This window comes from Fructobacillus tropaeoli, assembly GCF_001047135.2.
GTDB lineage: Bacteria > Bacillota > Bacilli > Lactobacillales > Lactobacillaceae > Fructobacillus > Fructobacillus tropaeoli.
Map to the genome: position 1 here is coordinate 13,110 of NZ_DF968081.1, position 25,594 is coordinate 38,703.

Sequence of the window (25,594 nt, forward strand, 5' to 3'; positions counted from 1 at the left end):
ACCCAATGACTCGAATGAATAAGAAATTTGTTGTTCCTTTTCGTAAGCTTCAAAACCATATTGTACCATCATGTCGGCCAACTTGGCGTTGTTGATATCGGAATAATCCCACAAGCGCTTAAACAAGGACATGTTCGTAAATCCTGGCAGCGTATTTGGTTCACCCAAATATGGAACATTATTCTCATCAATTAAGAAGTCCATCCGAGCTTCCCCAGCCAAGTTCAAGACCTGGTAAGCCTTCTTTGCCATGGCCTTAATTTCAGCCGTAACATCTTCTGGCAATTTGGCAGGAATTTCAAAGGCAACAGCTGAATTATCCACAAACTTTGATTTGTAGTCATACCAGCCCTTACCATCGCCGCCCTGGTCCGGAACTTGGTGGGCACCGATTTCGGAAATCAAGATGTCATCGTTACCAATCACACCAACTTCTAATTCACGAGGACCATTAACGGCTGCTTCAACCAAGACCTTGCGGTCATATTTGAAGGAATCAGCTAAGGCAGCTTGATACTCTGTTTCATTTTCCGCCCGTGAAATACCAACGGATGATCCCTGGTTAGCAGCCTTAACGAAGACCGGTGAACCCAATTCTTTTTCAACGGTTGCCCAAGTCAATGGCTGGTCATCATTTTGATAAGTAACCAGATACTTGGTATTGCGGATACCATTGGCCGTCAAAATTTCCTTGGTAATCACCTTATCAAAGGAAATCGCGTGACCACGCAAAGCCGCACCAACATATGGCTTCTTCAAGAGCCGGAAGAGGCCTTGAAGCGTACCATCTTCACCCAGGTTACCGTGAACAACTGGGAAAAAAATATCGATTGGTGGCAAATCCTTCAAGGCAGCAATCGGTGCCAACGTTTTCGTTGGATCAATGCTATCCATGTATTCAGCAACCAAGGGTGCCTCATCGGCTTGGTTCATAATTTCAAATGACCGCTTAGCATCCAAGAAAAAACCATTTTGGGCAATCGCTACGACCGAAAGGTCATACTTGCCCGTTTCCTTTAGGGCCTGATAGTAATTATAGGCAGACCGCTTGGAAACATCGTGCTCAGACGAGTTTCCACCAAACAACAACACAACATGTTTTTTGCTCATAACAAAATTCCTTTATTTGCCCACCAAAAAAGCGGACGTCATGGGTAAATATTTTTTTCATTCGCCAATTTGGCGAGACGAAGACAATTAAGAAAGGTAATTCTTAGTCTCTTGGACATATGCCCAGACCTTTTCAGGCACCTGGTCTTGACCAAAAGCTAAAATTTGCTGGAAGAAATCAACTCGATTATATAATTTCTGCCAGCGTGACCGAGTTTGTGCAAAGGGCTCGTTCACAAGGTCTTGCCGCCACAACTTTAATGACAGCAGTAAATAATCGGCATAAAGGCTATGCTTCCGACTTAAGCGCAAGATGGTACCGACTTGGCGGTTCAGCTCCCCCATCGTTAGCGGTGTATTTAATTGACGAAAATTGGTCATAATACAAGCCAACAAGAACAGCTTGTCAGACCGTGGAACGTCCGTCCGGTCAAAAATAGCGCCCAGTACATTTGCTAAATGAGTATAAGCATGAATCCAGCCATGACCAGGAACGAAACCGCGAGTATCCCGCTCTAGCAGCGTATACAGGCTAACCTGTTCAATGATTGCCATCATCAACTCTGGGCCAATAAAGGGCTCAGCAGCTTGCTGATCAGCCATCAATAAAATCGAAAGAATAGCCAGTGCAAAAGAGCGACCATAAGCACCATCATTTTCTTCCTGCAAAATTTGAGTGAGTAAATGCTCGTCGCTAATCATTTCAGCCGTCAACCAGTCTAATTGCTGGTGGCTGAGATGGCCGTTTTGGATGGCATTACCAAGAAAGAAGAATGCACCAGTATCACGAATCTTTGCACTCGGTGAAGACAACTGGTCCACGAATGCTCGCAAGTCGTCATCAGCCACAAATTGATTTGATTCCTCATGGTTGGCTGACCAAACATCCTGGTAAACCTGCATTTGTTCAATGGCAGCCATCGAGTCTCTGGGACGAGGGGTGGGCTCAGCTGGCTCCATATCCGCATTTTCCTTTAGGACATAGAGTAACTCAGGCAGTGATTCATAAACATCTCCACTGCGTAGCTGTGACAATAAGACCCGTGTTTTTTCATGAATTGCAGCAAGTTCTTCCATAGCACCCTTTTACAAATTAAATTCGTTCGAATCGTTGAAAGTTCGGCTTTGTTGCTGATAAGACATCGACATTATTAGCCCGACTCCAATCATATTCGAAACCAGCGACGACCCTCCCTGTGAAATAAAGGGCAGCGGAATTCCTGTCAATGGTAAGAGACCGATGTTCATCCCAATGTTTTCAAAAACGTGGAACAAAACCATCATAATGACTCCTGTCGCAATATAGGCATAAAAGGCGTTTTTCGCCTTAAACGTTGCCTTAATCATGCGATAAATCAAAAAGAAATACAAAGCAATTAAGAAGGCACCCCCAATGAAGCCAAAGGACTCACCCATTACTGAGAAAATCATATCCGATTCACGAACAGGCACAAAGACTTTCATGTTCCCAAATCCAGACCCAAAAAGTTGGCCAGACCCGATTGCCTTGAGGTTTTGATATGTCTGATAACCGGTATTCGAAGTATCTTGTCCAGGGTGCAGCCAGGCATCAATTCGAGCAAATTGGTAAGACTGGAACCCCAAGGCCCCAAGGATGGTTCGACCAATGGTTGAGGCCACCAAGAAAATCATACCACCGCCTAAGACACCCACGCCCGCAAAGATTGGCCCAAGAATTCGCCAGGTTATTCCAGAGACAACCACAATACCAGCCGTGATTGCCATAAAGACAAGAAGCGTTCCCAAATCGTTTTGTAAGGCGATTAAGAAGGCCAATGGTAAGAAGCATCCGGCAATCTTGGCAAGCAACAACCAATCAGAATCAACACGGTGTGTTGGATACAAACGGTTGTGAGTAGCAACAATCTTCGCTAACATCACAATGTAAAACGGTTTTACAAATTCCGCTGGCTGAATCGAAACTGGCCCTAAGACAATCCACGATTTGGCACCCGCATTCGCATACAAAGCCCGATTATAAAAAATCAGAACAGCAATCAGCAAGACAAAGGACATGGCATAGAGAAAAGGGGCTAATCGCCAGAGCTGGAAGGCATCAAAGTGCATGATGAAGGCAATCATCACGCCACCAGCAATCCAGTAAACAATCTGCATAATGACAGCTTTAATGGGCGAGGCGTCTTTACCGCCGTTTAAAATAGCAAAGTACAGGGAATACAGACCAATTAACATCAGCAAGATTAAAATTAAAATCATGCCCCAGTCCAACTCTGAAGCAGATGGCCGGTCTGTTTTATGTGATGCGATACGCTGCATGGTGAATCTTCCTTTTGCACAAAATTTTAGGTGGTTCTATGTACAAAAACCCTTTGCCGTGGCAAAGGATTCTTTTAAAAAATTAATGGTAGAGATTGAATGATGCGAGAATTGCCTGCAAGGCTTCATCGGTCGATTGAGCGCTGGCAATGACAACTTGCTTGCCTAAAACACCAGTATAGCCACCCTGATTTTGTTCGATTTTGCCAATCGGTTGATCATCAACCAAAACCTGGATTTCGTCGTCCTTTGTTACCAAAGATACGCCAAAGCTCTGATTTTTCTTGCTCATGACTACTCCTTATTTCTTCGACATCATGTGTTCCAACAATGCCCCAGTTCCCTTGGCTACGTTGTCCAATGGTGATTCTGAAACAAAAACAGGAACTGTCAAACGATCGGCAATGAACTTGTCCATCCCGTCGAGCAAAGCGCCTCCACCAGTCAACATCACACCACGATCGATGATGTCGGCTGCCAATTCAGGTGGCAACTTTGACAAAGCCAAGTGAGCAGCGTCAGCAATTTGAACCAACGTGTCATGCAAGGCTTCTTCAATTTCGTTTGAGTTCACGGTGATGGTTTGTGGCATGCCTTCAAAGTTGTCACGACCACGGACAGTCATTGTCTTTGGCTCGTCAGACTTCAAGGCAGATCCGATTTCAATCTTGATGGTTTCTGCTGAACGTTCACCAACAACCAAACCGTGTTCACGCTTCAAGTAGTTCACAATATCGATGTTCATGCGATCACCGGCAACCCGGATTGATTCGGAAACAACGATGTCACCCAATGACAAGATGGCGATATCAGAAGTTCCACCACCCATATCGATGACCATTGAACCAACCGGCTTAAAGATATCTAAACCAGCACCAATAGCGGCAACCTTTGGTTCGTAATCCAAGTAAACCTTGGCACCACCGGCCTTTTCAGCAGCTTGGATGATTGCCTTACGTTCAATTTCACTAATGTTTGTTGGGGCACAAATCATGATGTTTGGCTTTGACATAAAGCCTTTGACGTTCAACTTGTTAACAAAGTAAGTCAACATCGCTTCTGTAATATCGAAGTCAGAGATGACTCCATCCTTCAAAGGACGAACGGCCCGGATATTTCCAGGTGTTCGACCAACCATCCGATAGGCTTCAGCCCCAACGGCCAAAACACGGTCAGTCTTGTCGTCAACGGCGACAACGGAAGGTTCATTAAGGACCACACCTTCGCCTTCAACGTAGATCAAAACGTTGGCGGTTCCCAAATCAATTCCAATATCTCTTGCCATGGTTATTATTTCTCCAAAATTCATGTTCGGTAGGGTCTATAAAGAAAAGACAGTCCCCTACAATCCTTTAAATTATATCATACTTGACCAGTTTCGGCCGGTATCTCTTAGAAATCTTTTAGGAGAGTGCCGGGCAGTTGTAAGGCCGAATTTAAAAGTGATACCAAGGCTGTCGCCAACAAAAATCCGAGGCTCGTCGCAACAACTACTTTGAGCACGGCTGCCTGCAAAGGATTCTTTGGTAGTAACTTGCCAAAATCAATCGGACGAATCAGGTAAAAGACAAAATAGATGGCGGCAATCGTTATGGTCAAAGTCAAAAGTGGTGGCATGAAATTTCTCCTTCTATTCGTTTTATTTTATAACAGAGGAGCTAAAGCAGCAATCCAGAATAGGAGTCCTTACAAACACGTTCTCCTACCCCGACCTTCAACGTCAAAAATAAATCAGCGGGCTAATGACGCTGACGACACAAAACAAGCACCCGCCTGATAAAGGCAGTCCGCCGCATGGTAAAGTGTTCGCCCGGTGGTATAAACGTCATCAACAACCAAAACTCTTTTACCTGCCACCAATCTAGCTTGCTTGGCAGCAATGACAAATGGTTGTGGCGTGTTGAGTCGATCTGCTCGATCCAAGCTAGATTGGTCAACCTTACTGTGATTAAAGATCTCTAACACGTCTTTGGCAGAACGCAAAAGCCATGGATTAACCTGGTTGAAACCCCTTTGTAAAAATCGTTCCTTGCTCACCGGAATGGGGATAACGAGGTCAATCTGCTTATCTTTTACCGAGCGCCGAAGCATTTGACGCATTTCCTTTTGAAACACGGTGGCAAGCCGGTAATCACCCATAAACTTGTAACGGGACATGTACTCTTTCAATGGCTCGTCATAAACATAGAGTGCTTGATGGCCAAGCAGGCGGTAACCCTGATTTTGCCAAAGCTGACAATCTGAGCAAATCAGCAGTGCGTTCTCAGTCGGAATTGAATCCACCAATTGACGACCGCACCCGCTACAAAGCGTCCCTTTTAAATGAATAAAACTATTTAAGCACTCCGGACACAATAACTGCTTGGCCTGACTCTTATTGAAAGCCAACTGACCAATCGTGACTGGCGATTGAAAGTCCTCTTGGCAGAGTATGCAATTCAATTTTCATCTCCTTCCTGGCTGTCAGTTGGCACACCGGCCACCTGTTTTGCCCGATTGTTCAAATCAGCAATTTGCTGACGAGCCGCCCGTAATTTAAGTGTCGGCTCCTGTATGAGTGCTAAAACAAGGCCATCGGGCCGATTTTTAGACCGCCCCACCCGTCCTGCAATTTGGACAAGCGCCGCTGTTGAAAAAACGGAATCATCAGCACCCAGAACCACCACTTCCAAGGCAGGTAATGTGACCCCACGTTCTAGAATCGTTGTCGTAACTAAATACCGGTAGGCACCAGACCGCAAATCACGGACTTTTTCGGCACGGTCAGGATCAGTGGAATGGACTGTTGTCCCCTTAATCGTCTGAAACCTTTGCAGATAATCAAAAACACGCACTAAATCCTTCACCCGTGGCACGAAAATCAAAAAGGGATTCTGCTGATTGACCCATAATTGAACAGCGGTTAATAACTTCTTTGGTGGGTGCTTGCGCCAGTTACCAACACGCTGCACCTGAATTTGTGGTAGGAGGCCTTGATGGAAACGTTGCGGCAGATAGGACTGGGCTAATTTCTTCTGCTTGACTAAGCGTTTCAAATCAGCCGTTGGCGTCGCCGTTAGATAAACAACACTTGATTGAATTTTTTGTGCTCGCAAAACGGCGTAAGACAAAGCAGCATCGCCACGAAAAGGAAAAGCATCAACCTCATCAATAATTAATAAATCAAAGGCACGGTAAAAACGGAGCGCTTGATGGGTCGTCGCCAAAACCAACTGGCTATACTGGTATTGGCTACCGTGTTGCCCATAGAGAACTTGAATTGGACAATCAAAAGCCGCTTCTAAGCGTGGTGCTAGCTCGAGGACCACATCGACCCTCGGCGTCAAAATGGCAACGCGCCCCTTTCCCCGCAGTGCGTAATCAATTAATGGAAACAGCATTTCCGTTTTACCGGCACCGGTAACTGCCCATACTAGTCGATTTTCTCGCCTATCATAGCTCGCCATCAAATCTTGGCTCACCTGTTCTTGCTGCTTGGTTAGCTGACCGTTCCATCTGAGGTGACTTTCAGCCTGAAAGAGATTCGGTTCAGGAATCGTCAGTAAACAATCATTGGTCGAAATTCTGCCCATGTTCAGACACTTTAAGCAATAAAAGCCATTATTGGCCAGCTTTGCCCGCTCCTTTTGCCCACAACGTTGACAGATTCCCTGCTTAAAGGCTGGTAGAGTGTGACAAAGTATCGGCGGCTCAACCGCTTTTGGCCAGGTTACCAGACGGCCATAGAGCTTCTCGGCATTCATTTTTCTACCTTCTTTCTGATTTGGTCATGTTATAATACGGGCTATGGAGCCTTTTTACTTACTCGCTGAGAACGATTATTCTTGGCAACAAACAATTAAAAAATCAGACTTTATCGTTTCCTTCTTTCGCATCGAATCTGAGGAACAGGCGCAGACCTACATCGAGCAGATTTCCAAGGAACACCACAAAGCCAATCACAACGTCTTTGCCTATGTCATTGGCGACAACGATGAAATTAAGCGTTATTCAGACAATGGTGAGCCTTCTGGGACGGCCGGTGTTCCCATGCTCGAAGTCTTGCAGAAACGCCAGGTCCACAATATTCTAGCCATTGTTACCCGCTACTTTGGGGGCATTAAGCTTGGCGCGGGTGGTTTAATCCGTGCCTATGCTGGAACTGTTGCCCAGGGGTTAGACGAGGCCGGTTTGGTCGAACGCCTGTGGCGAGAAAAAATTCAAATTGATATTGATTATCAAAATAATGATCAGCTGACTTATTGGTTGAAGCAAGAAGAATACCCAGTTTTTTCAACTGATTTTGACACAGCTGTCCACCATCAAGTAGCGGTTGCCCCAGATCAGGTAAAAGCCTTTGAGGAAGAAATAACCAACCGCTTTGCCGGCCAGGTTACTTTTCAAAAAATTGGTGAAACATACTTGGAAATTCCCGCAAAGTAGGTTATAATAATCTAGTTCGCGCGGTTAGTGTAATGGATAGCACGTAAGATTCCGGTTCTTGCAATCCGGGTTCGACTCCCGGATCGCGCATCTATATTTATTGATAAATCATCATTTAAAAAGTTCTTGTAGCGAAAATGTAGCGAATGAACTCAAAAAGCACCTCAAATTCTTAATTGAATGGAGGTGCTTTTTATTGTTCATTTGGCAACTAGAATAAAACAATCAGCCAATTGGATACAAAAAAAAGAGACATTGCTGTCTCCTTAGAACACTTAATATTAAATCCATTTTTAAATCAACCAATGCCATATCTTTTCTCAAGTGCTTTTGTCAAAATTTCAGAAACGTTATCGCCATTTTTTTTGGCTAACTCACTTAAATAACTAGGCACAGTCACGTTCTTTCGAATCGTTTTTGATGATGCTCTTAAATAATCAATCAACGACACCGTTACCATTTGAACAAATCCATCTTCTGCATCAACTCCGCTAAACTTTGTTGGTTCAGGAACAACGAGCGTCGTTGATAATGCCAACTCAATCGCCTCTTTAATTTTGACAAGAATTTCCTCAACCGTCGCCCCGGTTGTAAAAGCACTCGGAACATCTGGAACGCTTGCCCAAAACATATCATCTTCTTGATGAATAACAACCGGATAGCTCATAACAAATTCAATTTCCTTATCCATGTGATTTATCCTCTTCTGAATTCTGTTCTGTGCTTGTTCAATATACATAAAAGACTTAATCAATCAGCCTATTGAAGCCCCGCTTGTTTTAAAATTGCTCTTTCTAGCCCCTTCGGAAGTTCTTTAGAATGTTTTGGCACTTCCGTATAATGTTGACCATCACTAAGCATGACATGTGAGCCTTTATGGCCGATAACCTTGAAGCCATGCTTTTCTAACTTCTTAATCATCATTTTTGGTTTAATAGTCAACGACTGAGTTCCTCCTCTGACTTGACTACAACTGTATCATACACACAATATACACATTAATCAAGCGCTTTATGTATGCCCAACTGGGCTTGAACTTAACGAAAGTCACATTCCAAGTCATGTGCATTTTCGACACCAACAGCCTGCAAGAACGATTCAACAGTCACCGGACCCACAAACTTAAAACCAATCTTTTTTAGTTGCTTACTAAAGGCTTCAGAAAGCGTATTCTGGCTAGCTATCTTTTCATCCTGATCAACACCAATATCCAATGTTTGACCATTTGTTTGCTGCCAAATCAGATCAGAAAACGTCTCGCCCTGATGATGAAGCGTTTGGATTTGTTGAGCATTATTAATTGTTGCTTCAATTTTCATCCGATTACGAATAATCCCTGCGTCAGAGAGCAATTGCTCAACGTCCTGTTGGTCAAAATGAGCCACCTGATTAATGTCAAAGTCGGCAAAGGCAGCCTTAAAATTGGCTCGTTTATTCAAAACCGTTCGCCAGCTCAAACCTGACTGAAAAAGTTCTAGTGTTAACAACTCAAATAGCAGTCGTTCATCATCTCGAACAGGGTGTCCAAATTCATGGTCATGGTAGGCGACCATTGGCGTTCCCTCTTCATAATTTGCAGCCCAACGACAGCGTGTTACCATGCAGACCCTCCTTTGATAAAACAACTTTCATCTTAATCATCTTTTCCATATTATACGAAAGAAAACACAAAAAAACGCCCCGAAAGGCGTTTTTCGTTAAAATTTATTACTTAGCTTGGATAGCTTCGCGTGCGTCAGCTGACAAGTTGTAGAATGCGTGAACACCCTTGTACTTAGCAGTATTAGCAAGCAATTCTTCGATACGGATTAATTGGTTGTACTTTGCGATACGGTCAGTACGTGACATTGAACCTGTCTTGATTTGGCCGGCGTTAGTAGCAACAACCAAGTCAGCAATCGTAGTGTCTTCAGTTTCACCTGAACGGTGTGAAACAATCGCTGTGTAACCAGCTTCCTTAGCCATTTCGATGGCATCCATTGTTTCTGACAAAGTACCGATTTGGTTAACCTTAATTAAGATTGAGTTGGCAGCACCCATACGGATTCCCTTAGCCAAGTATTCAGTGTTTGTAACGAAGAAGTCGTCACCAACCAATTGAACCTTCTTGCCAAGTTCCTTCGTGATTTCAGCCCAGTCATCCCAGTTGTTTTCATCGATAGGATCTTCGATTGAAATGATTGGGTAACGGTCAGCCAAGTCTTCCAAGTACTTGATGAAATCAGGAGTTGAGAATTCTTCCTTTGTTGACCAGCGCAAAACATACTTTGACTTGTCAGCATCCCACAATTCTGATGAGGCAACATCGACAGCAATAGCGATGTCCTTACCAGGCTTGTAACCTGCAGCTTCGATAGCCTTGATCAAGTATTGCAATGGTTCTTCGTTGTTAGCGAAGTCAGGAGCAAATCCACCTTCATCACCAACTGAAGTAGCCTTGCCGTCAGCGGCCAACAACTTCTTCAATTCGTGGAAAGTTTCTGAACCATAACGGATGGCTTCCTTGATTGAAGGAGCACCAACAGGCATGATCATGAATTCTTGGAAGTCAACCTTGTTATCTGAGTGAGCACCACCGTTGATAACGTTCATCATTGGTGTAGGCAAGACATAAGAGTTCATGCCACCAATGTATGAGAACAAAGGAACACCCAATTCATCAGCAGCAGCACGGGCTGCAGCGATTGAAACGGCCAAGATAGCGTTGGCACCCAACTTACCCTTGTTAGGAGTACCATCCAAGTCAATCATGGCTTGGTCGATGGCACGTTGGTCAGTTACGTCAAACTTACCAACCAAAGCCTTAGCGATTACATCGTTAACGTTAGCAACGGCCTTAGTAGTACCCTTGCCACCGAAACGGTTCTTGTCACCGTCACGCAATTCGACAGCTTCGTGTTCACCAGTTGATGCACCAGATGGCACGATTCCGCGGCCAAATCCACCAACTTCAGTGATAACTTCAGCTTCGACTGTTGGGTTTCCACGTGAATCAAGAACTTCACGTGCGATGATATCTGAAATCAAAGACATATTTTATGCTCTCCTTTTGTCTGTGGTTAATATTTATAAAACCAACTAAATTATAACACCCTTATCAGGTAAAATGAACAGGAAAAATGGGTTCTTTCTAGCTTAGCCAACGGCTTGGCCGATTTGTCCGAGAACTAATTTTACTTTTTAGCCTGATCAACCAGGGTCAAAAACTGTCTGGGATCTAGCGCAGCCTTACCAACTAGGATACCGTCAATGTCTTGCTGGCATAAGAAGGCGGGTGCATTTTTCGGCGTCACTGAGCCACCATACAGAATGCGAATGCTATTAGCCAAGTCTCGATTATATAAATTAGCTAAGCTTTGTCGAATTAAAGCAGCCGCTTCTTGCGCCTGGTCGGCCGAAGCCGCCGACCCGGAACCAATTGCCCAAGTCGGCTCATAAGCAATCGTTACTTGAGCCATTTCAGCTTCCGTAACACCATCAAGGGCTGCTTGTAACTGATTTAAAATAACTTTTTCGGGCACTAAGTGGCCGTAGGCCGACAAGTCTTCATCTAAGTCGACAATCGGCTTTAAGCCATTGCGTAGCGCCGCTAACGTTTTTAAATTAACCGTTTCATCCGTTTCATTAAAAAACTTTCGTCGCTCAAAATGTCCAATTAAGACGTATTCAACGCCAAGTGCTGCCAAGGCTTTTGGCGACGTTTCACCGGTAAATGCCCCATCATCTTCCCAGTGAGAATTTTCGCCAACAATTACTAACGGAGTGCCCTTTGCAGCCTGCAACATCTGGCTTAAGTACAGGTCTTGCGCGGCGACGCCAACTTCAACTTCGGTCTCACCCACCAAAGCAGGCAAAACGGTATCCAGGTAGGGGCCAACCTGGTCCGGCATCATGTTGATTTTCCAGTTGGCTACGACAAATGGCCGCCGGTTCTGCGCACTCATTTACTTTCTCCTCGATTAAGCATCAAGAACAAGAAGACGGCTTCAATCAGTAATAGCCAGGGCAAGTTGGTATTTCGTTCCCCCACCAGCACCAAAAGCGCATAGGAAACAATTAAGATGCCCATGCCAATGGACATCTTAATTAGCCCTTGCCGGAATGTTGACCGATTCAAAGCTTCCTTCAAATGCTCATTTTCGCTTCGGGCTTCACTAATGTCGAGCTTTAAGGACTCAACTTGGTCCAAGAGCTGATCGTTTTCAGCCTGCAGAAAATCAACCTGCGTTTGGATTTCTTTGTCTTGCTGGTCTTTTTTGTTCGACCAATTAAATAACTTCATAGGTATTCTCCAATCAATGTCTATTTTAACAAAAATTACTATTAAAACCGAATAAAAAGAAGAAAGAAGAAAAGCGCTTGACAAGAGCAGCAATTCTAGGTAGAATTTGATAGTTGCATTAATGCATGCGGCTGTGGCGGAATTGGCAGACGCGCAGGATTAAGGATCCTGTGTCCGCTTTAGGACGTGCGGGTTCGACTCCCGCCAGCCGCATAATGAAACGTTGATTCACCAACGTTTATGACGAATTTGCAAGCAACTAATTTAAAAAGCACTCAAACAGTTAAGTTTGAGTGCTTTTTCCTTTTAAGAATAAACGCCTTCTTTCTTTTTAAACTAACCAAACAATAAAGGCCATCCCGACTAGAAAGTCAGAATGGCCTTTTTGCTATCAAATTTTTAACAATTTAAAACGTCTTTGCTGCAAAATTAATTTCATAAAGCATCTTGTCATTAACTGTATCAGTCTGCCCGTTCTGTGTCACCTTTAGCGTAGTTTCGGCCAAGTAGCGAGTATAGGTTGGTTGCAAACCGGCCTGGTCAAAGCGTTCTTGTGCCGCCTTTGGTGCCATGCCATAAATATCAATCAAGTTAATTTCTTGAGGGTTCTTGATTGTGAATTCAGCAGTCACACCATCATCTTCAAAGGTATAGCGCAATTCCTTTGGATAGGTCTTACCGGTCTTTTCCTGCACATAAGTGTCCAAGACTTCCACCTTAGCATGTTGATCATCAATGTTTTCAATCACGCGCTTACCGTTTTCATCATCCACAGTGAACAATGGAATTTTTGGCTGACCAAAACGCTCCGCTCCGACCATGTCATACAGCAAGACAGAGTACTTACCACTGTTTTGACGACCCCACACCCAACTGTGGAATGCTTCCATTGGGCTAATGTTAAACCATTGATGGTTATAGTAAGCCTGTCCAGTAACTTCCTTATCCTCGCCATTAATCTTCAAATGACCTGTCACCTTCAACTTCGTCACACAGATAAAGTTGTAATAATATTCATCGTTGGGACCAAAGGTGATGTAGCCGTTTCCTGGTCGGAATGGTGCTACTTCAGCTTCAAAATGAAGGTCCATCGCTGTTTGATGCTGAACTGATTTTTTCCCTTCAAATTCAACTTCGTAATCGTCTTCTGGTTCAATATGCACATCGTAAGATTGCCAGTCGTGGCCCTTCAATGTGTTTTCGCCCCATTTCAAATCAGCGCTTTCATCGCTGGTATAAACATCTTCTGCTTTATAAAGGCGGTAGTCATTAAAGGGCTCACCGGCCTTTGTGTTATAGTTCATCGCAATATTAGGATTAAAGCCCTTTTTGTTGACCTGATCTGTTGACTTAGGCCGGAAACCAAGTACCAGAGTCGTCTTATCATCAAAACTGCAGTCGATATACCAAATCTCACCGTGACCTGGTTCATCGTTGTCTCGACGACCATCTTCCCAGTTTTCAACTTTCTTTGGATTGACACCAAACTTTTCAAAATCTGCTGCCGTATCCATTACGCGTCCATCTGACATTACAAATCCTCCTTTGATTGTTGCCACTAGTTTACGGCTAGCAAACAATGATAACAACCATCAATTAATAGACAGATGTTGGATAAAAGCGTTTTACATTTGAATTTTAATTCAGTATTGTTATCTTCATTCATCAAGAATTGACTACTGAAAATACTTAGACAGATTTATTTGTGCCTGATTATAGTTATACTTGGACTGATTTAGCAGTATTTCTTGTCCATTTTCATCAAAGAAGCGCCCTGTCACTCCGTCAAAACTCGGACTTAACGCAAGTATTTTTCCAACTGGCACCTTCTGATTACTCAGCCCCATGGTATACGGCATCAATCGACTATTAACGTCCCCAGGAAAAAAAGAGTTTACCGAAATTCGCTTTGAATGCAATTGATGACTTAGATAAGTCATTAACAGTGTCTTATGAGTCAGTATCCATGCACTTCTTTGTAGTACCGTTTGCTGACCACTATTAATGGGTAAACACTGAATAGCAGTTGGCGATCCGGTTACAATTAGAATTCGTCCACCAGCAAGTCTATCCTCCAAACTTTTAGTCAGATAATAATGGGAAGTCAAGTTTGCTTGAATATTTTCAGTTGAAGATTTTGGGTAAATGCCAGCACTAAGGAATAGGACATCAATCATGGGCATCGACTTCTTAATAAAATTAACCACTTTCCTCCGTCCTTCATCAGTAGTCAAATCACCAGCTACAAAATCAGTATTATTTCCAAGCGTATTTGCAACAGATTCACCTCGAACCAGGTTACGACCAACAATAATTAGACGATGTCCTGATGCTGCTAAATCACGAGCAATAGCCAATCCAACGCCCGAAGTTCCACCTGTAATCACAATATTTTTCATCTAACTCTCCCTTTTATATCGGAAATATACGATATAACTTCTCTTTAGGTAAAAGAAAAGACTCTAAAGAGTCCTTTCAATTAACTTTGCCAGTGTCTGAATTTGGTTCTCATTTCGCCTATAATATGTCCACTTTGCATGACGTTCAGCGGTAATTAAATCAGCCTGCATGAGTATTTTTAGATAGCTTGAAATCGTGGACTGTGCTAACCCGGACTTCTCAACAATAGCTGAACCGCAAACGCCACCAAAATGGTTCATCATAAAACGGATATTAAATGCCGGTAATTGTGAAAAAGACTCTTCTGGATTTTTTAACCACTCCAAAATATCTAGCCTAGTTGAATTTGCTAGTGCTTTAAAAATGTTTTCATTAATTTCCATAATTTTTATTATATCGATAGTTTTCGATATGTCAATCAAAATTATTTCCTTAATTTCACGTATACTTATAATCCAAAATGGATTTGTAGAATAGCTATTACTACTAAAGTAACTAGGAAAAACTAGTATCAGTCAACAAAATCAAGATAGCAAAAAAGAGCCCAATTGGGCTCTTCTAAAAAACTAATGTTAGCCAACAGCCTTGTTTCAACCTTCCGACCGTTTCTGATTTTTTACGGCCATCATCTTATGAGGGACACCAGCATCCAAGAAGGTATCGCCATAGGCTTCAAAGCCAAATTGCTCATACAGACCAATCGCATGTTCCTGGGCCTCAATTTCAATTTTTTCTTGGTCAAAGCGAGTAGCCATCACGTCCATCAATTGTTGAACTAGCGCTTTACCAAATCCCTTACCGCGAACTTTTTGCACAGTCAGTACCCGGCCAAAAGTGACCGTGTCCTGGTCTTTTGCGAAAACACGGGCATAGGCCAACAATTCACCGTCTTCCTCATAAAAGACGTGCAAGGCTGTTAAATCCTGCTCATCAACGTCTTGGTACTCACTATGCTGATCAACGACAAAAACGGCAATCCGAGCACGGTACATCGCCCAAATTTCACGATTACTGAGTTCATCAAAGGTCTTAATGTGCCACATAAATCTAATTCCTCCGCTATAACAAAAAGAGAAATTTCTCTGCTCTTTTTCAATTAGGTCAACAATCTTTACATAATGATTCTAGAATACAGAAATTAGCACCCATAAGCAAGATAAAAAGAAAAAACTAACAACAGATTTTTCTGCCATTAGCTTTCAAACTTTTATTCATGATGCCGACGAAAGGATTTGAACCTTCGACCCCAGGTTTACGATACCCGTGCTCTACCAACTGAGCTACATCGGCATAACTCCGACTGCCGGGCTCGAACCGGCGACAACCTGATTAACAGTCAGGTGCTCTACCAACTGAGCTAAGTCGGAATGATTTGTCGTTTAAAACAACTATTACATTATGCCATTTACAGCGGGGCCTGTCAATCATTTTTCCACTTTATTTTACTAATTTTTCGAAAAATCAGACAAAGCTTCGCCTACCATTCAAGACAATTCTTTGACACTCACAAAGACCCGCCTTACAATGTAGGCATAATCGAATAGAAAAGGAGACTGCACATGAATGTGACTGTTTTTGGTAAAGGAAATATTGGCTCAGCCGTTGGCGCTCAATTGGAAAAAGCCGGCAATCAAGTCGACTATGTAACAACCGAACATAAGGCGGACGCGGTGGCTGATTTGGTCATCTTGGCCGTCCCTTACGCCGCTTTGGCAAGCATCGCTAAAGAATACCAACAAAAGTTTGCCGGAAAAACGATTGTTGAAACAACCAACCCTGTTAATTTTAAAACTTTTGACAGCCTGGATGTCCCTGCTGACTCTTCAGCCACTGCCCAATTGCAAGCTGATTTACCTGACAGTCATGTCTTGAAGGCCTTTAATACCATTTTTGCGGCCAACCTAGCATCTGGTAAAGTTGGCGATAACCCAGTTGAAGTTTTGACTGCCGGTGATAACAAAGATAGCAAAGAATTGTTGCAAAAAGCCTTTGAGGGCAGTGACCTCGATGTTGTCGATGCCGGATCTTTGCGTCGTGCCCGTGAATTGGAATCGATTGGTTTCTTGCAAATGACCTTAGCCGTTACCAAGCAAATTGCTTGGACCGGTGGCTTTGCCGTTGTGAAATAACCTAATTAAAAAATATTTTTACAGAGCTGGATACTAATCCAGCTCTTTTTTAATAATACAAGCAAAAAGCCCCTTAAAATCAGGTTTTCCAGTCAAATACCAAGTCAACATTCTAGAATAATAAGACGTTTCGTTCAAATGAATCCCATAGACAAAAAGGCTTTACAAACAATGAAAAATCAGATGTCTTATTACCTGACATACACCTCACTCTTCTAAAAAACAAGGCTTGTCTTTAGAAATTTCAAGGATTATATTATCTGTGTCGATTGGTCAATCGTGGCCACGGCACAGAGGAATCTGAATGTCTTGTTTGTTTTGAAAGGATGTTTTTTGCATGGCGGAAGCAACCATCGCGCAAGATCAAACCAACTTGCGCCAAGAACCCTTCACGAAGAACCAGAAACTGACACTATGGTCAACCGTTGCCGGTTTTGGCCTAGAACATATGGATGCCCTTTTTATATCTTTTGCACTTACCTCCATCATTTCATCCTTCCATATTAGCAATTTTGCTGGTGGGATGATTGCATCGGTCTCCTCTTGGGGAACGTTGATTGGGGGTATTTTATTTGGCATGCTGGCTGACCGAATCGGTCGTGCAAAAGTTTTTACCTGGACACTTTTTGTCGTGGCCTTTTCAACCGGAGCCATTTACTTTGCCCATAACATTTGGTTGGTCTGCCTGTTCCGCTTTATCGCCGGTGTTGGTACCGGATCAGAATATGGCGCCGGCGTGACCCTGATTGCCGAAAACTTTGCCGGTAAGAAAATCGGTAAACTGACCTCCCTCGCCCATATCGGTGGTCAGGTTGGCGCCATTTTGGCTGCCATCGCCTCCGCCATCGTTATTCCACTCTTCGGCTGGAATGCTCTCTTCTTGGTCGGCCTTTTTCCCGTTATTTTAGCCTTTATCGCCCGTATCCAATTAAAGGACAGTGATGAATTCCATGCCCTCCAGGAACAACGGCAAAATCAGGAAAAGGAAACCATTAAAACCAAGGTACCACTATTAGCACTTTTCCAAACACCAGCAATGACTTGGCAAACAGTTGCCTTAACCTTAATGATGATGGTCCACACTGGTGGCTACTACGGCTTGATGAACTGGCTCCCTAAAATCATGCAAAAGCAATTAGGACTATCGATTTCTTCTTCAAATCTTTGGATGGTCGCCACAATCGTCGGTATGTCTCTCGGTATGTACTTCTTTGGCCATATTTTAGACAAGTTTGGCCCTCGTTTTTCTTATACTTTCTTCTTCATTATGGCTGCCGTTTCTCTCTACACGCTTCTCTTAGCTAAAAACGCCTGGTCACTAATCTTAATCATGATGGTCGTTGGCTTCTTCTCAAACGGAATGTATGGCGGCTACGGCGTCATCGTTTCACGCCTCTATCCAGCCGAATATCGGGTAACAGCCAACTCTGTTGTGTCTTCCGTTGGTAAAGTCTTAGGTGGCTTCTTCCCGCCTATCATTGGCCTCTTGATGGACAAATACTCTTTGGCCGCCGTGATGATTTTCTTCTCACTGATTTACCTTTTTGCCCTCGTCATTATGCTGCTTATTCCGGCATTGAAGAAGACAAATGTTGAATTTTAACCGGTAAAATCAGAACCCATTTCAATCCAAAAAAAGACCAGACATTTCTGTCTGGTCTTTTTTAATACTCCGACTGCCGGGCTCGAACCGGCGACAACCTGATTAACAGTCAGGTGCTCTACCAACTGAGCTAAGTCGGAATAAAGCGCTTGGCTCAACTATATTAGTATACAAAATTGGACCAAGCGTGTCAACTATTTATTTGTAAAAATACAAAATTATTCTGGACGCATTGTTGGGAACAACACAACATCACGAATGGAAGCGGCATCCGTTAGGAGCATAACCAAACGATCAATTCCAATGCCCAAACCACCTGTAGGTGGCATACCGTATTCCAAGGCCTCTAAGAAGTCTTCATCGATGCCTTCGGCTTCGTCATTACCGTTATCACGTTCGGCCGCTTGGGCTTCAAAACGAGCTCGTTGGTCGATTGGATCGTTCAATTCAGTAAAGGCATTAGCAAATTCAGAACCAACGATATACAGCTCAAACCGGTCCGTAAAGCGTGGGTCATCTGCATTCTTCTTAGCCAATGGTGAAACTTCCACTGGGTGACCATAGACGAAAGTTGGCTGTTCCAACGTATCTTCAACAAAGTTGTCAAAGAATTCGTTGATGATATGACCAACCTGCCAATACTGTTCATACTTCACGTGGTGTTCGTCGGCCAATTGGCGAGCTTCTTCAACCGTCATTTCTGGCCAGAAGTCAACGCCGGTCTTTTCCTTAATCAAGTCAACCATGTGTTTACGAGCAAATGGCTTTGACAAATCAATGTCAGTGCCTTGGTAGTTCACTTGCAAATCAGGATGAACGACCTTAGCGGCGGCGCGGAAGATACCTTCCGTTTCGTCCATTACGTCTGTGAAATCCCAATAAGCGGCATATGATTCCAAAGTTGTAAATTCGGGGTTATGCTTTGGATCCATTCCTTCATTTCGGAAAATTCGACCGATTTCATAAACCCGTTCCATACCGCCAACAACCAAACGCTTCAAATACAATTCAGTTGCGATTCGCATGTACATATCGATGTTCAAGGCGTTGTGGTGGGTAATAAATGGCTTAGCGGCCGCACCACCAGCTTGCGTTTGTAAGATTGGCGTTTCCACTTCTAAGAAGTCGTGACCATCCATAAAGGCCCGGATAGCTGAAACGATCTTTGAACGGTTTTGGAACCGAGTTAAAGATTCCTTGTTGGCAATCAAATCAAGGTAACGCTTACGGTAACGCGTTTCCACATCTGAAATACCGTGGAACTTGTCGGGCATTGGGCGCAAGGCCTTTGACAAGTGAGTCAAGTGCTTAACCAAGATGGTTAATTCACCAGCCTCCGTCTTCATCACTTGACCCTTGATTCCTAAGAAGTCACCCAAATCAGCACGCTTAATGATTGGGTAATTATCACCCAAGTCATCACGACGAGCATAAACTTGAATTTCACCTGAGCGGTCACGGACGTCAGCAAAGATGACTTTTCCGGCACCACGCTTAGCGACCATTCGGCCAGCAATGATGACCTCTACAGGATTTGCTTCTAACTCTTCTTGTGTCTTCTCATCGTATTGTTCATGGAGGTCCGCTGCCAAAGCGTCTCGGTCAAAACGATGTCCAAATGGATCAATGCTCAAATCATCAACCAGCGCCTTCATCTTCTGACGGCGGGCGACCATTTGATCATTTAAGGCTTTTTCTTCAGCCATGTCTATCTACCTTCCTGTCGGCGAATATTCGCTCATTTATCTTGTTCCAGTATAACAAAACAACGGCCAAGACAAAAGGGCAAACCGCCTGGTTTGCCCGTCTCATGGTCTTTTTTCCGTTTTTTCAAAAACGTTAGTCCTGCTTGTTTTCGTTATCAGCAGCTGATTTTTCATCATCTTTTTCTTCTGCTTCAGCCTCACGCTTTAAAATCTTACTTAAGATTCCTTCTAGTTCATCAGACTCAAAATAGTGCTTCTTGCCTGAGAAACGGCCGACCACTTCAGCCCCGCCATCCTCATCAATCATCGCCTGAACTTCATGGGATGGCAATGTTGCTAACATCTCACCATAAGCTTCCTTGGGTGGCTCAGCGGCGATACCAACAGCTACAGAAGCCAGAGACGTATAGTTATCCTTGCCCAAAAGATCATCCAAAACCGCCAGAGGACCTTTCTTTTCAGACAACAGTTCAGAAAGTGGTGTCATCTGCTTTAAATGCTCGTCCAATTGATCCAACTGAGCATCTGTTGCCCCTGGCAATGCCTGAACCAAAAAACCACCAGCATACGCAACCGTGTCATCTGGATTCATCGTTACACCGACACCAATCACGGATGGAATCTGTTCTGATTGTGTCAAATAGTAGGTAAAATCATCACCAATTTCACCAGAAACAATAATCGATTGACCGAGGTAAGGCTTCGAATAGGGTGCCAATTTCGTCACTTGGAAAGAACCATGGTTGCCGACAGCGCCAGCCACGTTCAATTGATCGTCATCGTTAACGATTGGTTCCAATTGAGGGTTGGTTACGTAACCACGAACCGCCCCATGAGCATCTGCTTCCGTTACAACGTTACCAATAGGGCCCTTCCCGTCCATCTTCACACCAAGACGTTCTTCGCCTTTCAAAGTTGCCTGGGCCAAGATTTCTGTTGCTAGCAATGCTCGTCCGAGGACAACCGTTGCAATCCGTGAGGCATGGTGAGCGCTTGCTGCTTCTTGGACTAATTTTGTCCCGTCAATGGCAAAGGCACGGAAGGCCTCATCTTTTGTAATGACCTTAATTAATTGATCTGACATAAGAATTCCTTTATTTGTTCTTGTCTTTATTGTAAAAGAAAAAGCCGGCCTAAGCCAACTTTTTTAAAAAACTTATTTATCTGAATCAGTTGTATCGTCCGCAGATTCAGCTTGATCATCATTTTGATCAAGAGGCTTTGTTGGGTTTTCATCACCCTTTTGCTCTTCATCTTCCACTTCGTCTTCCTTGTGATCCAAAGAAGCCTTGGTTTCATCAAATGACTTGGCATCATCTTCGTCTTCTTCACCCTTCTTGGTGAAGTGACCAGTTTCGTAGATGTCCTTAATTTGCTTTTCGTCCAATGATTCAACATCCAACAAGGCATTAGCAATCGCTGCCAACTTATCTTTGTGTTCCGTCAAAATCTTGGTTGCTTCCTCAAAGGCTTCCTTGGTCAAACGTCGAACTTCTTCATCAATCAATGCAGCCGTTTCGTCTGAATATGACTGTGCGCCACCCTGTTCGCTATAGCCAACAGAAGCATTCCCTTCAAGTTGAACCATACCCAACTTTTCAGACATTCCATAGGCCGTCACCATTTGGCGGGCCAAATTCGTTGCCTGCTGGAAATCGTTCGCAGCACCGGATGAAGCTTCGTTGAATGTTGCCAATTCGGCAGCACGTCCACCCATCAAACCAGCCAATTGTTCCTTAGCTTCTGAATAACGAATGTTATAACGATCGGTCTTTGGTGTCATCAAAGCGTAACCACCAATGCGTCCACGTGGCACAATCGTGACCTTACGAACAACGGATGCGTTTGAACGAACCAAACCGACCAAGGCGTGACCGGCTTCGTGGAAGGCGGTTGTCTTCCGTTCCAACTCGGACATTGCCCGGTTGGCCTTAGCAGGTCCTTGGAAAATCCGATCTTCGGCTTCATCCAAGTCAGCGGAGTCGATTAACTTCTTGTCGCGACGAGCAGCCAGCAAGGCAGCTTCGTTCAACAAGTTTTCCAAATCAGCCCCAACGTAACCAGGTGTTTGGTGGGCAATCGCCTTCAAGTCCACGGCTGGTGCCAATGGCTTGTTCTTAGCGTGAACCTTCAAAATTGCTTCACGACCCTTAACGTCAGGAGCGCCAACCAAAATCTTTCGGTCAAAACGACCTGAACGAAGCAAGGCTGGATCCAAGACATCAGAACGGTTGGTTGATGCCAGAATAATAACACCTTCAGAGTTCTCAAATCCATCCATTTCAATCAGAATTTGGTTCAACGTCTGCTCACGTTCATCGTTACCACCGCCAACGCCAGAACCACGGCGACGACCAACGGCATCGATTTCATCGATAAAGATAATGGCAGGGGCAGCCTTCTTGGCTTCTTCAAACAAGTCACGAACACGTGAAGCACCAACACCGACAAACATTTCAACGAAGTCTGAACCAGACATTGAGAAGAATGGTACAGAAGCTTCACCGGCAACAGCCTTCGCTAACAATGTCTTACCAGTTCCGGGAGGGCCCTCAAGCAAAACACCCTTTGGAATGCGAGCACCCATGTCGACGAACTTCTTTGGTGACTTCAAGAATTCAACAACTTCAACCAGTTCTTCCTTTTCTTCGTCAGAACCAGCAACGTTTTCAAAGCGAATTTTGTTATCCTTCGGATCAGAAGGCTTTGCCTTTGACTTACCGAAGTTACCCATCATGCCGCCTTGGCCACCCTTACCGCTTGACTGAGACATCATCAAGTAGAAGACACCCACAATCAAGAGCAATGGCACGATTGAAATAATCAAGTTCAACCAGAAGCCTGAAGATGGTGCTGGCTTCGTCGTCATATCCGTGTTGGTCTTTTTGGCCAAATCAGTAATTTGCTTCAAGGATGAATCATTTTCCAAGACAGAAGTTGAAAACTTCGTTGTCGTAGTCTGATTTGCCAAGAGGCTATTCAAGCCTTGACCAGTCGATGATGACTTTTGGCTATTCTTATAAGTTCCAGTCACCGTGTAAACATCGTTACCGGGCTGGATTGTGAAAGAGTCAATCTCTTTGTCGGACAATTGCTTAACGAAATCAGACGATGATAATGTCTTTGTTCCGCCATTTGACCCACCAACTAGTGAGTAAATTCCAGCAATGACCGCCAAGAAGATGATGACATATAGAAAGGAGCTTCTAAAGAAGCCACCGTTATTTTTTTTCATCGGGAGTCCTCAATCTTGATAAAAGTTGCTATAAATTATACGGGTAAGAGATTAAATGGATGTTAACTATAAATATCCTTTTTCAGAATACCAACGTAAGGCAAGTTACGATACAAGCCTGCATAGTCCAAACCATAGCCGACAACGAATTCGTTGCGGACATCGAAGCCAACGTAATCGGCATCGATTTCAATCTTTCTTCCACCCTTTTTGTCTAAGAACGTAGCGACTTGCACGGAGTTCGCACCACGATCTTTGAGTAAGTCCTTTAAAAACCGCAAAGACTGACCAGTATCAACAATGTCTTCTAAAATCAGGACATCGCGTCCGGCGACATCCGATTGGACATCCGTTACCAACTGAATTTCATTGGATGATGTCACCCCACCATGGTAAGAAGAAATTTTAATAAATTCTAAATCAACGTACAAGTCAATTTCACGGACCAAGTCCGCCGTCCAAAGGTAAGCACCTTTGAGCACTGACAAAACGAGGGGCTTTCTCCCCGCGTAGTCTTTGGTAATGGTTTGACCAAGGCGAACCGCTGCTTCGTGGATTTGCTCTTGGTCAAATAATACTTCTTCAATATCGTTATTCACTAATTTTCCTCAATTCGCCATACTAACCATTGCTTAGCTACATTCGGACGATCACGTCCGGCGGGCAGGTACCAAGTCTGTTGACCTAGCCAAACAGCCAAAACTGCCTGACTTTGATCTTTTAATAACCAGGTCTTTTCCCGTAATGTGACCGGAATTTTTTTGTCAATTAAGAGACGACGCACTGATTTTGTACCGATTTTCAGAGGAACACGATCATCTTTTTTAGCCAAAGATAACGTTAAAACGCCCACCAAATGTTCGGGTAAAACCAGGGCTTGATCAGCTTTTTGCGGTCTTTTTTGGGTCCACAAAAGCTGGCCACGGTCAAAAAATTGCCATTGGTCTAATTTTAACACAAGTTCTTCGGGCTTTCGGTCATTTTTTACAGTTTTTTCTTCTTTTATAAGTTGAACCTGTGAATAAGCCTTGATCATCATCCAGCCATCCCCCAAATCAACCTGACCATTGGGCTTTTGGTCATTGGCTAATAAAGACAAAATGGCGACCATTTGTCCATTTTTGACTTGATAGATGCCCTGATTTTGCAGCCATAGTAAGATTGTTTTCTCCCACCAAGGTTTCGGCACCTGGTGAAAATCAGCCTGAAAAACCGGCAAAAATGTCTTCGCCTGATCTTGCAGCAGTTCTTGGTCAACAGCTTCCTGCTTGGCAAAATCAGCTAAGTGCTCTTTCGCTTTGGCATTAATGGTCGCTAAGGCCGGGATGATTTCGTGGCGCAACTGGTTCCGACCTGTATAACTAGGATCCGCATTCGTCGCATCTTCCCGCCACTCAACCTGATCATCTTTAGCGTAGTTTTTAAGTTCTTCCTTTGAGAAGTCAAGAAAGGGCCGCAAGTAATAATCCGACTGCCCCATCATCCCCGTCTTTTGCTGGGCTAGACCACCCCGAATTAATTGTAATAATAGGGTTTCGACCTGGTCATCTTGATGCTGGGCCAAAACAACAGCCCGAGCACCGGTTTCTTTTGCAACTTGGTCAAAAAAATCGTAACGCACCTTTCGTGCCCAGGCCTCCACGCCACTTTTTCCGGGCGCTATCACCCTTTTAACGTAACAGGGAATTTGACGGGCTTGGCACTGATTTCTCACAAAGATCTCATCGTCATCGGAAGCGGCACCACGCAGTTGATAATTGACATGGGCAACGACCAGATCGATATCCGGTCGATAACGGTTCAATGAATCCAGGAGTGTCATGGAATCAAGGCCACCAGAGACGGCTAGCACCACCTTCTCTGGCCACTCTTTTGCTTTAATTGTCTGTGCAATCGTTTTCTTCATCACTTTTATTTTACCCATTGTCATCAAGAAAAAGCCACCCTTATCCAGGGTGGCTTTTAGACAATTCATTAAGATTTGTCTGGTAAATTATAAATCGTTTCGTCCTTGCGTGAGTAACCGTACTTATCACGCAAAATTTGTTGCAAGTAAGCCGGATCCTTCAATTGGTTCGACGTCTTTTTCAAGGATTTGTTTTCCTTTTGAACGGCTTGAAGGGACAGTTCGGACTTAGTCAGCGTTTGGTTAGCAGCGTGCAACCGCACCTGCCCCAGCACCAACTGAACCATGAAAACCGTGGCCACAGCAAGACCGATTAAGACAATCCGTCGTTCCCGCAAGTGGTGGGCCCTGGCATAGTGCCTGCGACTCGCTTCACGACGGGCATCGGAGGCAGCAATCTGCTTGGCAATCCGAGCATTTAACGGTCGAATATTCGATTGTCGGTGCTCGTTTTCTACCATCGCCCCACTCCTTATCAGTATTATTTTGACATAATCGCAATA

27 protein-coding genes and 5 tRNA genes are annotated in these 25,594 nt (G+C 44.0%); 5 read left to right on the forward strand and 27 right to left on the reverse strand.

Going from position 1 to position 25,594, the window contains the following annotated elements; all coding sequences use genetic code 11:
- The 8 genes from AOQ32_RS04020 to AOQ32_RS04055 form a co-directional block, all read right to left on the reverse strand.
- Nucleotides 1–1,110: D-alanine--D-alanine ligase family protein (locus AOQ32_RS04020; protein WP_059393713.1), on the reverse strand; the 1,110-nt coding region annotated here is incomplete at its 3' end.
- A gap of 87 nt (nucleotides 1,111–1,197) precedes the next feature.
- On the reverse strand, nucleotides 1,198–2,187 hold the full coding sequence (locus AOQ32_RS04025; RefSeq protein WP_059393714.1) for a DUF2785 domain-containing protein: 990 nt from the start codon (nucleotides 2,185–2,187) through the stop codon (nucleotides 1,198–1,200).
- A 9-nt stretch (nucleotides 2,188–2,196) separates the two neighbouring features.
- A complete protein-coding gene (locus AOQ32_RS04030) occupies nucleotides 2,197–3,408 on the reverse strand; it encodes an FtsW/RodA/SpoVE family cell cycle protein (protein ID WP_059393715.1) in 1,212 nt (403 codons plus the stop codon).
- A gap of 82 nt (nucleotides 3,409–3,490) precedes the next feature.
- Nucleotides 3,491–3,700 carry a DUF2969 family protein gene (locus tag AOQ32_RS04035; protein WP_059393716.1) on the reverse strand — a complete coding sequence of 70 codons (210 nt, stop codon included), beginning with the start codon at nucleotides 3,698–3,700 and terminating at the stop codon, nucleotides 3,491–3,493.
- Nucleotides 3,701–3,709: 9 nt separating this feature from the next.
- Nucleotides 3,710–4,693, reverse strand: a complete 984-nt coding sequence (gene mreB, locus AOQ32_RS04040; RefSeq protein ID WP_059393717.1) for a rod shape-determining protein — start codon at nucleotides 4,691–4,693, stop codon at nucleotides 3,710–3,712.
- Between the two features lie 107 nt (nucleotides 4,694–4,800).
- The gene (locus AOQ32_RS04045) at nucleotides 4,801–5,025 is read right to left on the reverse strand and encodes a DUF1146 family protein (RefSeq protein WP_059393718.1); all 225 of its coding nucleotides are present in this window, start codon (nucleotides 5,023–5,025) and stop codon (nucleotides 4,801–4,803) included.
- A gap of 114 nt (nucleotides 5,026–5,139) precedes the next feature.
- Nucleotides 5,140–5,691: a ComF family protein gene (locus AOQ32_RS04050; protein ID WP_242976721.1), complete on the reverse strand. Its 552-nt coding sequence runs from the start codon at nucleotides 5,689–5,691 to the stop codon at nucleotides 5,140–5,142.
- A 155-nt stretch (nucleotides 5,692–5,846) separates the two neighbouring features.
- Nucleotides 5,847–7,151 carry an ATP-dependent helicase ComFA gene (locus AOQ32_RS04055; RefSeq protein ID WP_059393720.1) on the reverse strand — a complete coding sequence of 435 codons (1,305 nt, stop codon included), beginning with the start codon at nucleotides 7,149–7,151 and terminating at the stop codon, nucleotides 5,847–5,849.
- Between the two features lie 43 nt (nucleotides 7,152–7,194).
- Here AOQ32_RS04055 and AOQ32_RS04060 point away from each other — a divergent pair, with 43 nt between their 5' ends.
- Complete coding sequence (locus AOQ32_RS04060; RefSeq protein WP_059393721.1) at nucleotides 7,195–7,830, forward strand: YigZ family protein; 636 nt, start codon at nucleotides 7,195–7,197, stop codon at nucleotides 7,828–7,830.
- Nucleotides 7,831–7,848: 18 nt separating this feature from the next.
- Nucleotides 7,849–7,920 (forward strand) — tRNA-Arg (locus AOQ32_RS04065).
- A 208-nt stretch (nucleotides 7,921–8,128) separates the two neighbouring features.
- Here the strand turns inward: AOQ32_RS04065 and AOQ32_RS04070 are convergent.
- From AOQ32_RS04070 to AOQ32_RS04095, 6 genes are all read right to left on the reverse strand, one after another.
- Nucleotides 8,129–8,521: a type II toxin-antitoxin system HicB family antitoxin gene (locus AOQ32_RS04070; RefSeq protein ID WP_059393722.1), complete on the reverse strand. Its 393-nt coding sequence runs from the start codon at nucleotides 8,519–8,521 to the stop codon at nucleotides 8,129–8,131.
- Nucleotides 8,522–8,589: 68 nt separating this feature from the next.
- Entirely contained in the window at nucleotides 8,590–8,772 is a 183-nt protein-coding gene (locus AOQ32_RS04075) for a type II toxin-antitoxin system HicA family toxin (RefSeq protein WP_059393723.1), read from the reverse strand.
- 95 nt (nucleotides 8,773–8,867) lie between these two features.
- Nucleotides 8,868–9,431: a DNA-3-methyladenine glycosylase I gene (locus AOQ32_RS04080; protein WP_059393724.1), complete on the reverse strand. Its 564-nt coding sequence runs from the start codon at nucleotides 9,429–9,431 to the stop codon at nucleotides 8,868–8,870.
- A 106-nt stretch (nucleotides 9,432–9,537) separates the two neighbouring features.
- Complete coding sequence (eno, locus tag AOQ32_RS04085) at nucleotides 9,538–10,863, reverse strand: phosphopyruvate hydratase (RefSeq protein ID WP_047974695.1); 1,326 nt, start codon at nucleotides 10,861–10,863, stop codon at nucleotides 9,538–9,540.
- A 140-nt stretch (nucleotides 10,864–11,003) separates the two neighbouring features.
- Entirely contained in the window at nucleotides 11,004–11,774 is a 771-nt protein-coding gene (gene tpiA, locus AOQ32_RS04090) for a triose-phosphate isomerase (RefSeq protein ID WP_059393725.1), read from the reverse strand.
- Nucleotides 11,771–12,112 carry a bZIP transcription factor gene (locus AOQ32_RS04095; protein ID WP_059393726.1) on the reverse strand — a complete coding sequence of 114 codons (342 nt, stop codon included), beginning with the start codon at nucleotides 12,110–12,112 and terminating at the stop codon, nucleotides 11,771–11,773. Before AOQ32_RS04095 ends, tpiA begins: the two co-directional genes overlap by 4 nt.
- Before the next feature lie 127 nt (nucleotides 12,113–12,239).
- Here AOQ32_RS04095 and AOQ32_RS04100 point away from each other — a divergent pair.
- Nucleotides 12,240–12,325 (forward strand) — tRNA-Leu (locus AOQ32_RS04100).
- 194 nt (nucleotides 12,326–12,519) lie between these two features.
- Here the strand turns inward: AOQ32_RS04100 and AOQ32_RS04105 are convergent.
- The 6 genes from AOQ32_RS04105 to AOQ32_RS04130 form a co-directional block, all read right to left on the reverse strand.
- Complete coding sequence (locus AOQ32_RS04105) at nucleotides 12,520–13,644, reverse strand: lipocalin-like domain-containing protein (RefSeq protein ID WP_059393727.1); 1,125 nt, start codon at nucleotides 13,642–13,644, stop codon at nucleotides 12,520–12,522.
- 144 nt (nucleotides 13,645–13,788) lie between these two features.
- Nucleotides 13,789–14,511 carry an SDR family oxidoreductase gene (locus AOQ32_RS04110; RefSeq protein ID WP_059393728.1) on the reverse strand — a complete coding sequence of 241 codons (723 nt, stop codon included), beginning with the start codon at nucleotides 14,509–14,511 and terminating at the stop codon, nucleotides 13,789–13,791.
- 63 nt (nucleotides 14,512–14,574) lie between these two features.
- Nucleotides 14,575–14,895: an ArsR/SmtB family transcription factor gene (locus AOQ32_RS04115; protein WP_059393785.1), complete on the reverse strand. Its 321-nt coding sequence runs from the start codon at nucleotides 14,893–14,895 to the stop codon at nucleotides 14,575–14,577.
- A 207-nt stretch (nucleotides 14,896–15,102) separates the two neighbouring features.
- Entirely contained in the window at nucleotides 15,103–15,555 is a 453-nt protein-coding gene (locus AOQ32_RS04120; protein ID WP_059393729.1) for a GNAT family N-acetyltransferase, read from the reverse strand.
- A 174-nt stretch (nucleotides 15,556–15,729) separates the two neighbouring features.
- Nucleotides 15,730–15,802 (reverse strand) — tRNA-Thr (locus AOQ32_RS04125).
- Nucleotides 15,803–15,806: 4 nt separating this feature from the next.
- Nucleotides 15,807–15,879, reverse strand: a tRNA-Asn gene (locus AOQ32_RS04130).
- Between the two features lie 192 nt (nucleotides 15,880–16,071).
- Between AOQ32_RS04130 and AOQ32_RS04135 the strand changes: the two genes are divergently transcribed.
- Together AOQ32_RS04135 and AOQ32_RS04140 are read left to right on the forward strand one after the other, a co-directional pair.
- Nucleotides 16,072–16,641 carry an NADPH-dependent F420 reductase gene (locus tag AOQ32_RS04135; protein WP_059393730.1) on the forward strand — a complete coding sequence of 190 codons (570 nt, stop codon included), beginning with the start codon at nucleotides 16,072–16,074 and terminating at the stop codon, nucleotides 16,639–16,641.
- Between the two features lie 337 nt (nucleotides 16,642–16,978).
- The gene (locus AOQ32_RS04140; RefSeq protein WP_059393731.1) at nucleotides 16,979–18,244 is read left to right on the forward strand and encodes an MFS transporter; all 1,266 of its coding nucleotides are present in this window, start codon (nucleotides 16,979–16,981) and stop codon (nucleotides 18,242–18,244) included.
- Between the two features lie 67 nt (nucleotides 18,245–18,311).
- Here the strand turns inward: AOQ32_RS04140 and AOQ32_RS04145 are convergent.
- The 7 genes from AOQ32_RS04145 to AOQ32_RS04175 all read right to left on the reverse strand — a co-directional run bounded on the left by AOQ32_RS04145 (nucleotide 18,312) and on the right by AOQ32_RS04175 (nucleotide 25,552).
- Nucleotides 18,312–18,384 (reverse strand) — tRNA-Asn (locus AOQ32_RS04145).
- A gap of 78 nt (nucleotides 18,385–18,462) precedes the next feature.
- On the reverse strand, nucleotides 18,463–19,950 hold the full coding sequence (gene lysS, locus AOQ32_RS04150) for a lysine--tRNA ligase (protein WP_059393732.1): 1,488 nt from the start codon (nucleotides 19,948–19,950) through the stop codon (nucleotides 18,463–18,465).
- Nucleotides 19,951–20,083: 133 nt separating this feature from the next.
- Nucleotides 20,084–21,034 (reverse strand): Hsp33 family molecular chaperone HslO, encoded by a 951-nt coding sequence (hslO, locus tag AOQ32_RS04155; protein WP_059393733.1) that lies wholly within the window; start codon nucleotides 21,032–21,034, stop codon nucleotides 20,084–20,086.
- Between the two features lie 72 nt (nucleotides 21,035–21,106).
- The gene (gene ftsH / locus AOQ32_RS04160) at nucleotides 21,107–23,185 is read right to left on the reverse strand and encodes an ATP-dependent zinc metalloprotease FtsH (RefSeq protein WP_059393734.1); all 2,079 of its coding nucleotides are present in this window, start codon (nucleotides 23,183–23,185) and stop codon (nucleotides 21,107–21,109) included.
- A 62-nt stretch (nucleotides 23,186–23,247) separates the two neighbouring features.
- Entirely contained in the window at nucleotides 23,248–23,784 is a 537-nt protein-coding gene (gene hpt / locus AOQ32_RS04165) for a hypoxanthine phosphoribosyltransferase (protein ID WP_059393735.1), read from the reverse strand.
- Complete coding sequence (gene tilS, locus AOQ32_RS04170) at nucleotides 23,784–25,160, reverse strand: tRNA lysidine(34) synthetase TilS (RefSeq protein WP_059393736.1); 1,377 nt, start codon at nucleotides 25,158–25,160, stop codon at nucleotides 23,784–23,786. The genes hpt and tilS overlap by 1 nt, the downstream gene beginning before the upstream one ends.
- Nucleotides 25,160–25,552, reverse strand: a complete 393-nt coding sequence (locus tag AOQ32_RS04175) for an FtsB family cell division protein (protein WP_059393737.1) — start codon at nucleotides 25,550–25,552, stop codon at nucleotides 25,160–25,162. The genes tilS and AOQ32_RS04175 overlap by 1 nt, the downstream gene beginning before the upstream one ends.
- Nucleotides 25,553–25,594 lie beyond the last annotated feature (42 nt).

Coding starts and splice junctions, on each gene's coding strand:
- AOQ32_RS04025 (WP_059393714.1), bottom strand. CDS start 2,187: ATGGAAGAACTTGCTGCAATTCATGAAAAAACACGGGTCTTATTGTCA.
- AOQ32_RS04030 (WP_059393715.1), bottom strand. CDS start 3,408: ATGCAGCGTATCGCATCACATAAAACAGACCGGCCATCTGCTTCAGAG.
- AOQ32_RS04035 (WP_059393716.1), bottom strand. CDS start 3,700: ATGAGCAAGAAAAATCAGAGCTTTGGCGTATCTTTGGTAACAAAGGAC.
- mreB (WP_059393717.1), bottom strand. CDS start 4,693: ATGGCAAGAGATATTGGAATTGATTTGGGAACCGCCAACGTTTTGATC.
- AOQ32_RS04045 (WP_059393718.1), bottom strand. CDS start 5,025: ATGCCACCACTTTTGACTTTGACCATAACGATTGCCGCCATCTATTTT.
- AOQ32_RS04055 (WP_059393720.1), bottom strand. CDS start 7,151: ATGAATGCCGAGAAGCTCTATGGCCGTCTGGTAACCTGGCCAAAAGCG.
- AOQ32_RS04060 (WP_059393721.1), top strand. CDS start 7,195: ATGGAGCCTTTTTACTTACTCGCTGAGAACGATTATTCTTGGCAACAA.
- AOQ32_RS04070 (WP_059393722.1), bottom strand. CDS start 8,521: ATGGATAAGGAAATTGAATTTGTTATGAGCTATCCGGTTGTTATTCAT.
- AOQ32_RS04080 (WP_059393724.1), bottom strand. CDS start 9,431: ATGGTAACACGCTGTCGTTGGGCTGCAAATTATGAAGAGGGAACGCCA.
- eno (WP_047974695.1), bottom strand. CDS start 10,863: ATGTCTTTGATTTCAGATATCATCGCACGTGAAGTTCTTGATTCACGT.
- tpiA (WP_059393725.1), bottom strand. CDS start 11,774: ATGAGTGCGCAGAACCGGCGGCCATTTGTCGTAGCCAACTGGAAAATC.
- AOQ32_RS04095 (WP_059393726.1), bottom strand. CDS start 12,112: ATGAAGTTATTTAATTGGTCGAACAAAAAAGACCAGCAAGACAAAGAA.
- AOQ32_RS04105 (WP_059393727.1), bottom strand. CDS start 13,644: ATGTCAGATGGACGCGTAATGGATACGGCAGCAGATTTTGAAAAGTTT.
- AOQ32_RS04110 (WP_059393728.1), bottom strand. CDS start 14,511: ATGAAAAATATTGTGATTACAGGTGGAACTTCGGGCGTTGGATTGGCT.
- AOQ32_RS04115 (WP_059393785.1), bottom strand. CDS start 14,895: ATGGAAATTAATGAAAACATTTTTAAAGCACTAGCAAATTCAACTAGG.
- AOQ32_RS04120 (WP_059393729.1), bottom strand. CDS start 15,555: ATGTGGCACATTAAGACCTTTGATGAACTCAGTAATCGTGAAATTTGG.
- AOQ32_RS04135 (WP_059393730.1), top strand. CDS start 16,072: ATGAATGTGACTGTTTTTGGTAAAGGAAATATTGGCTCAGCCGTTGGC.
- AOQ32_RS04140 (WP_059393731.1), top strand. CDS start 16,979: ATGGCGGAAGCAACCATCGCGCAAGATCAAACCAACTTGCGCCAAGAA.
- lysS (WP_059393732.1), bottom strand. CDS start 19,950: ATGGCTGAAGAAAAAGCCTTAAATGATCAAATGGTCGCCCGCCGTCAG.
- hslO (WP_059393733.1), bottom strand. CDS start 21,034: ATGTCAGATCAATTAATTAAGGTCATTACAAAAGATGAGGCCTTCCGT.
- ftsH (WP_059393734.1), bottom strand. CDS start 23,185: ATGAAAAAAAATAACGGTGGCTTCTTTAGAAGCTCCTTTCTATATGTC.
- tilS (WP_059393736.1), bottom strand. CDS start 25,160: ATGAATTGTCTAAAAGCCACCCTGGATAAGGGTGGCTTTTTCTTGATG.
- AOQ32_RS04175 (WP_059393737.1), bottom strand. CDS start 25,552: ATGGTAGAAAACGAGCACCGACAATCGAATATTCGACCGTTAAATGCT.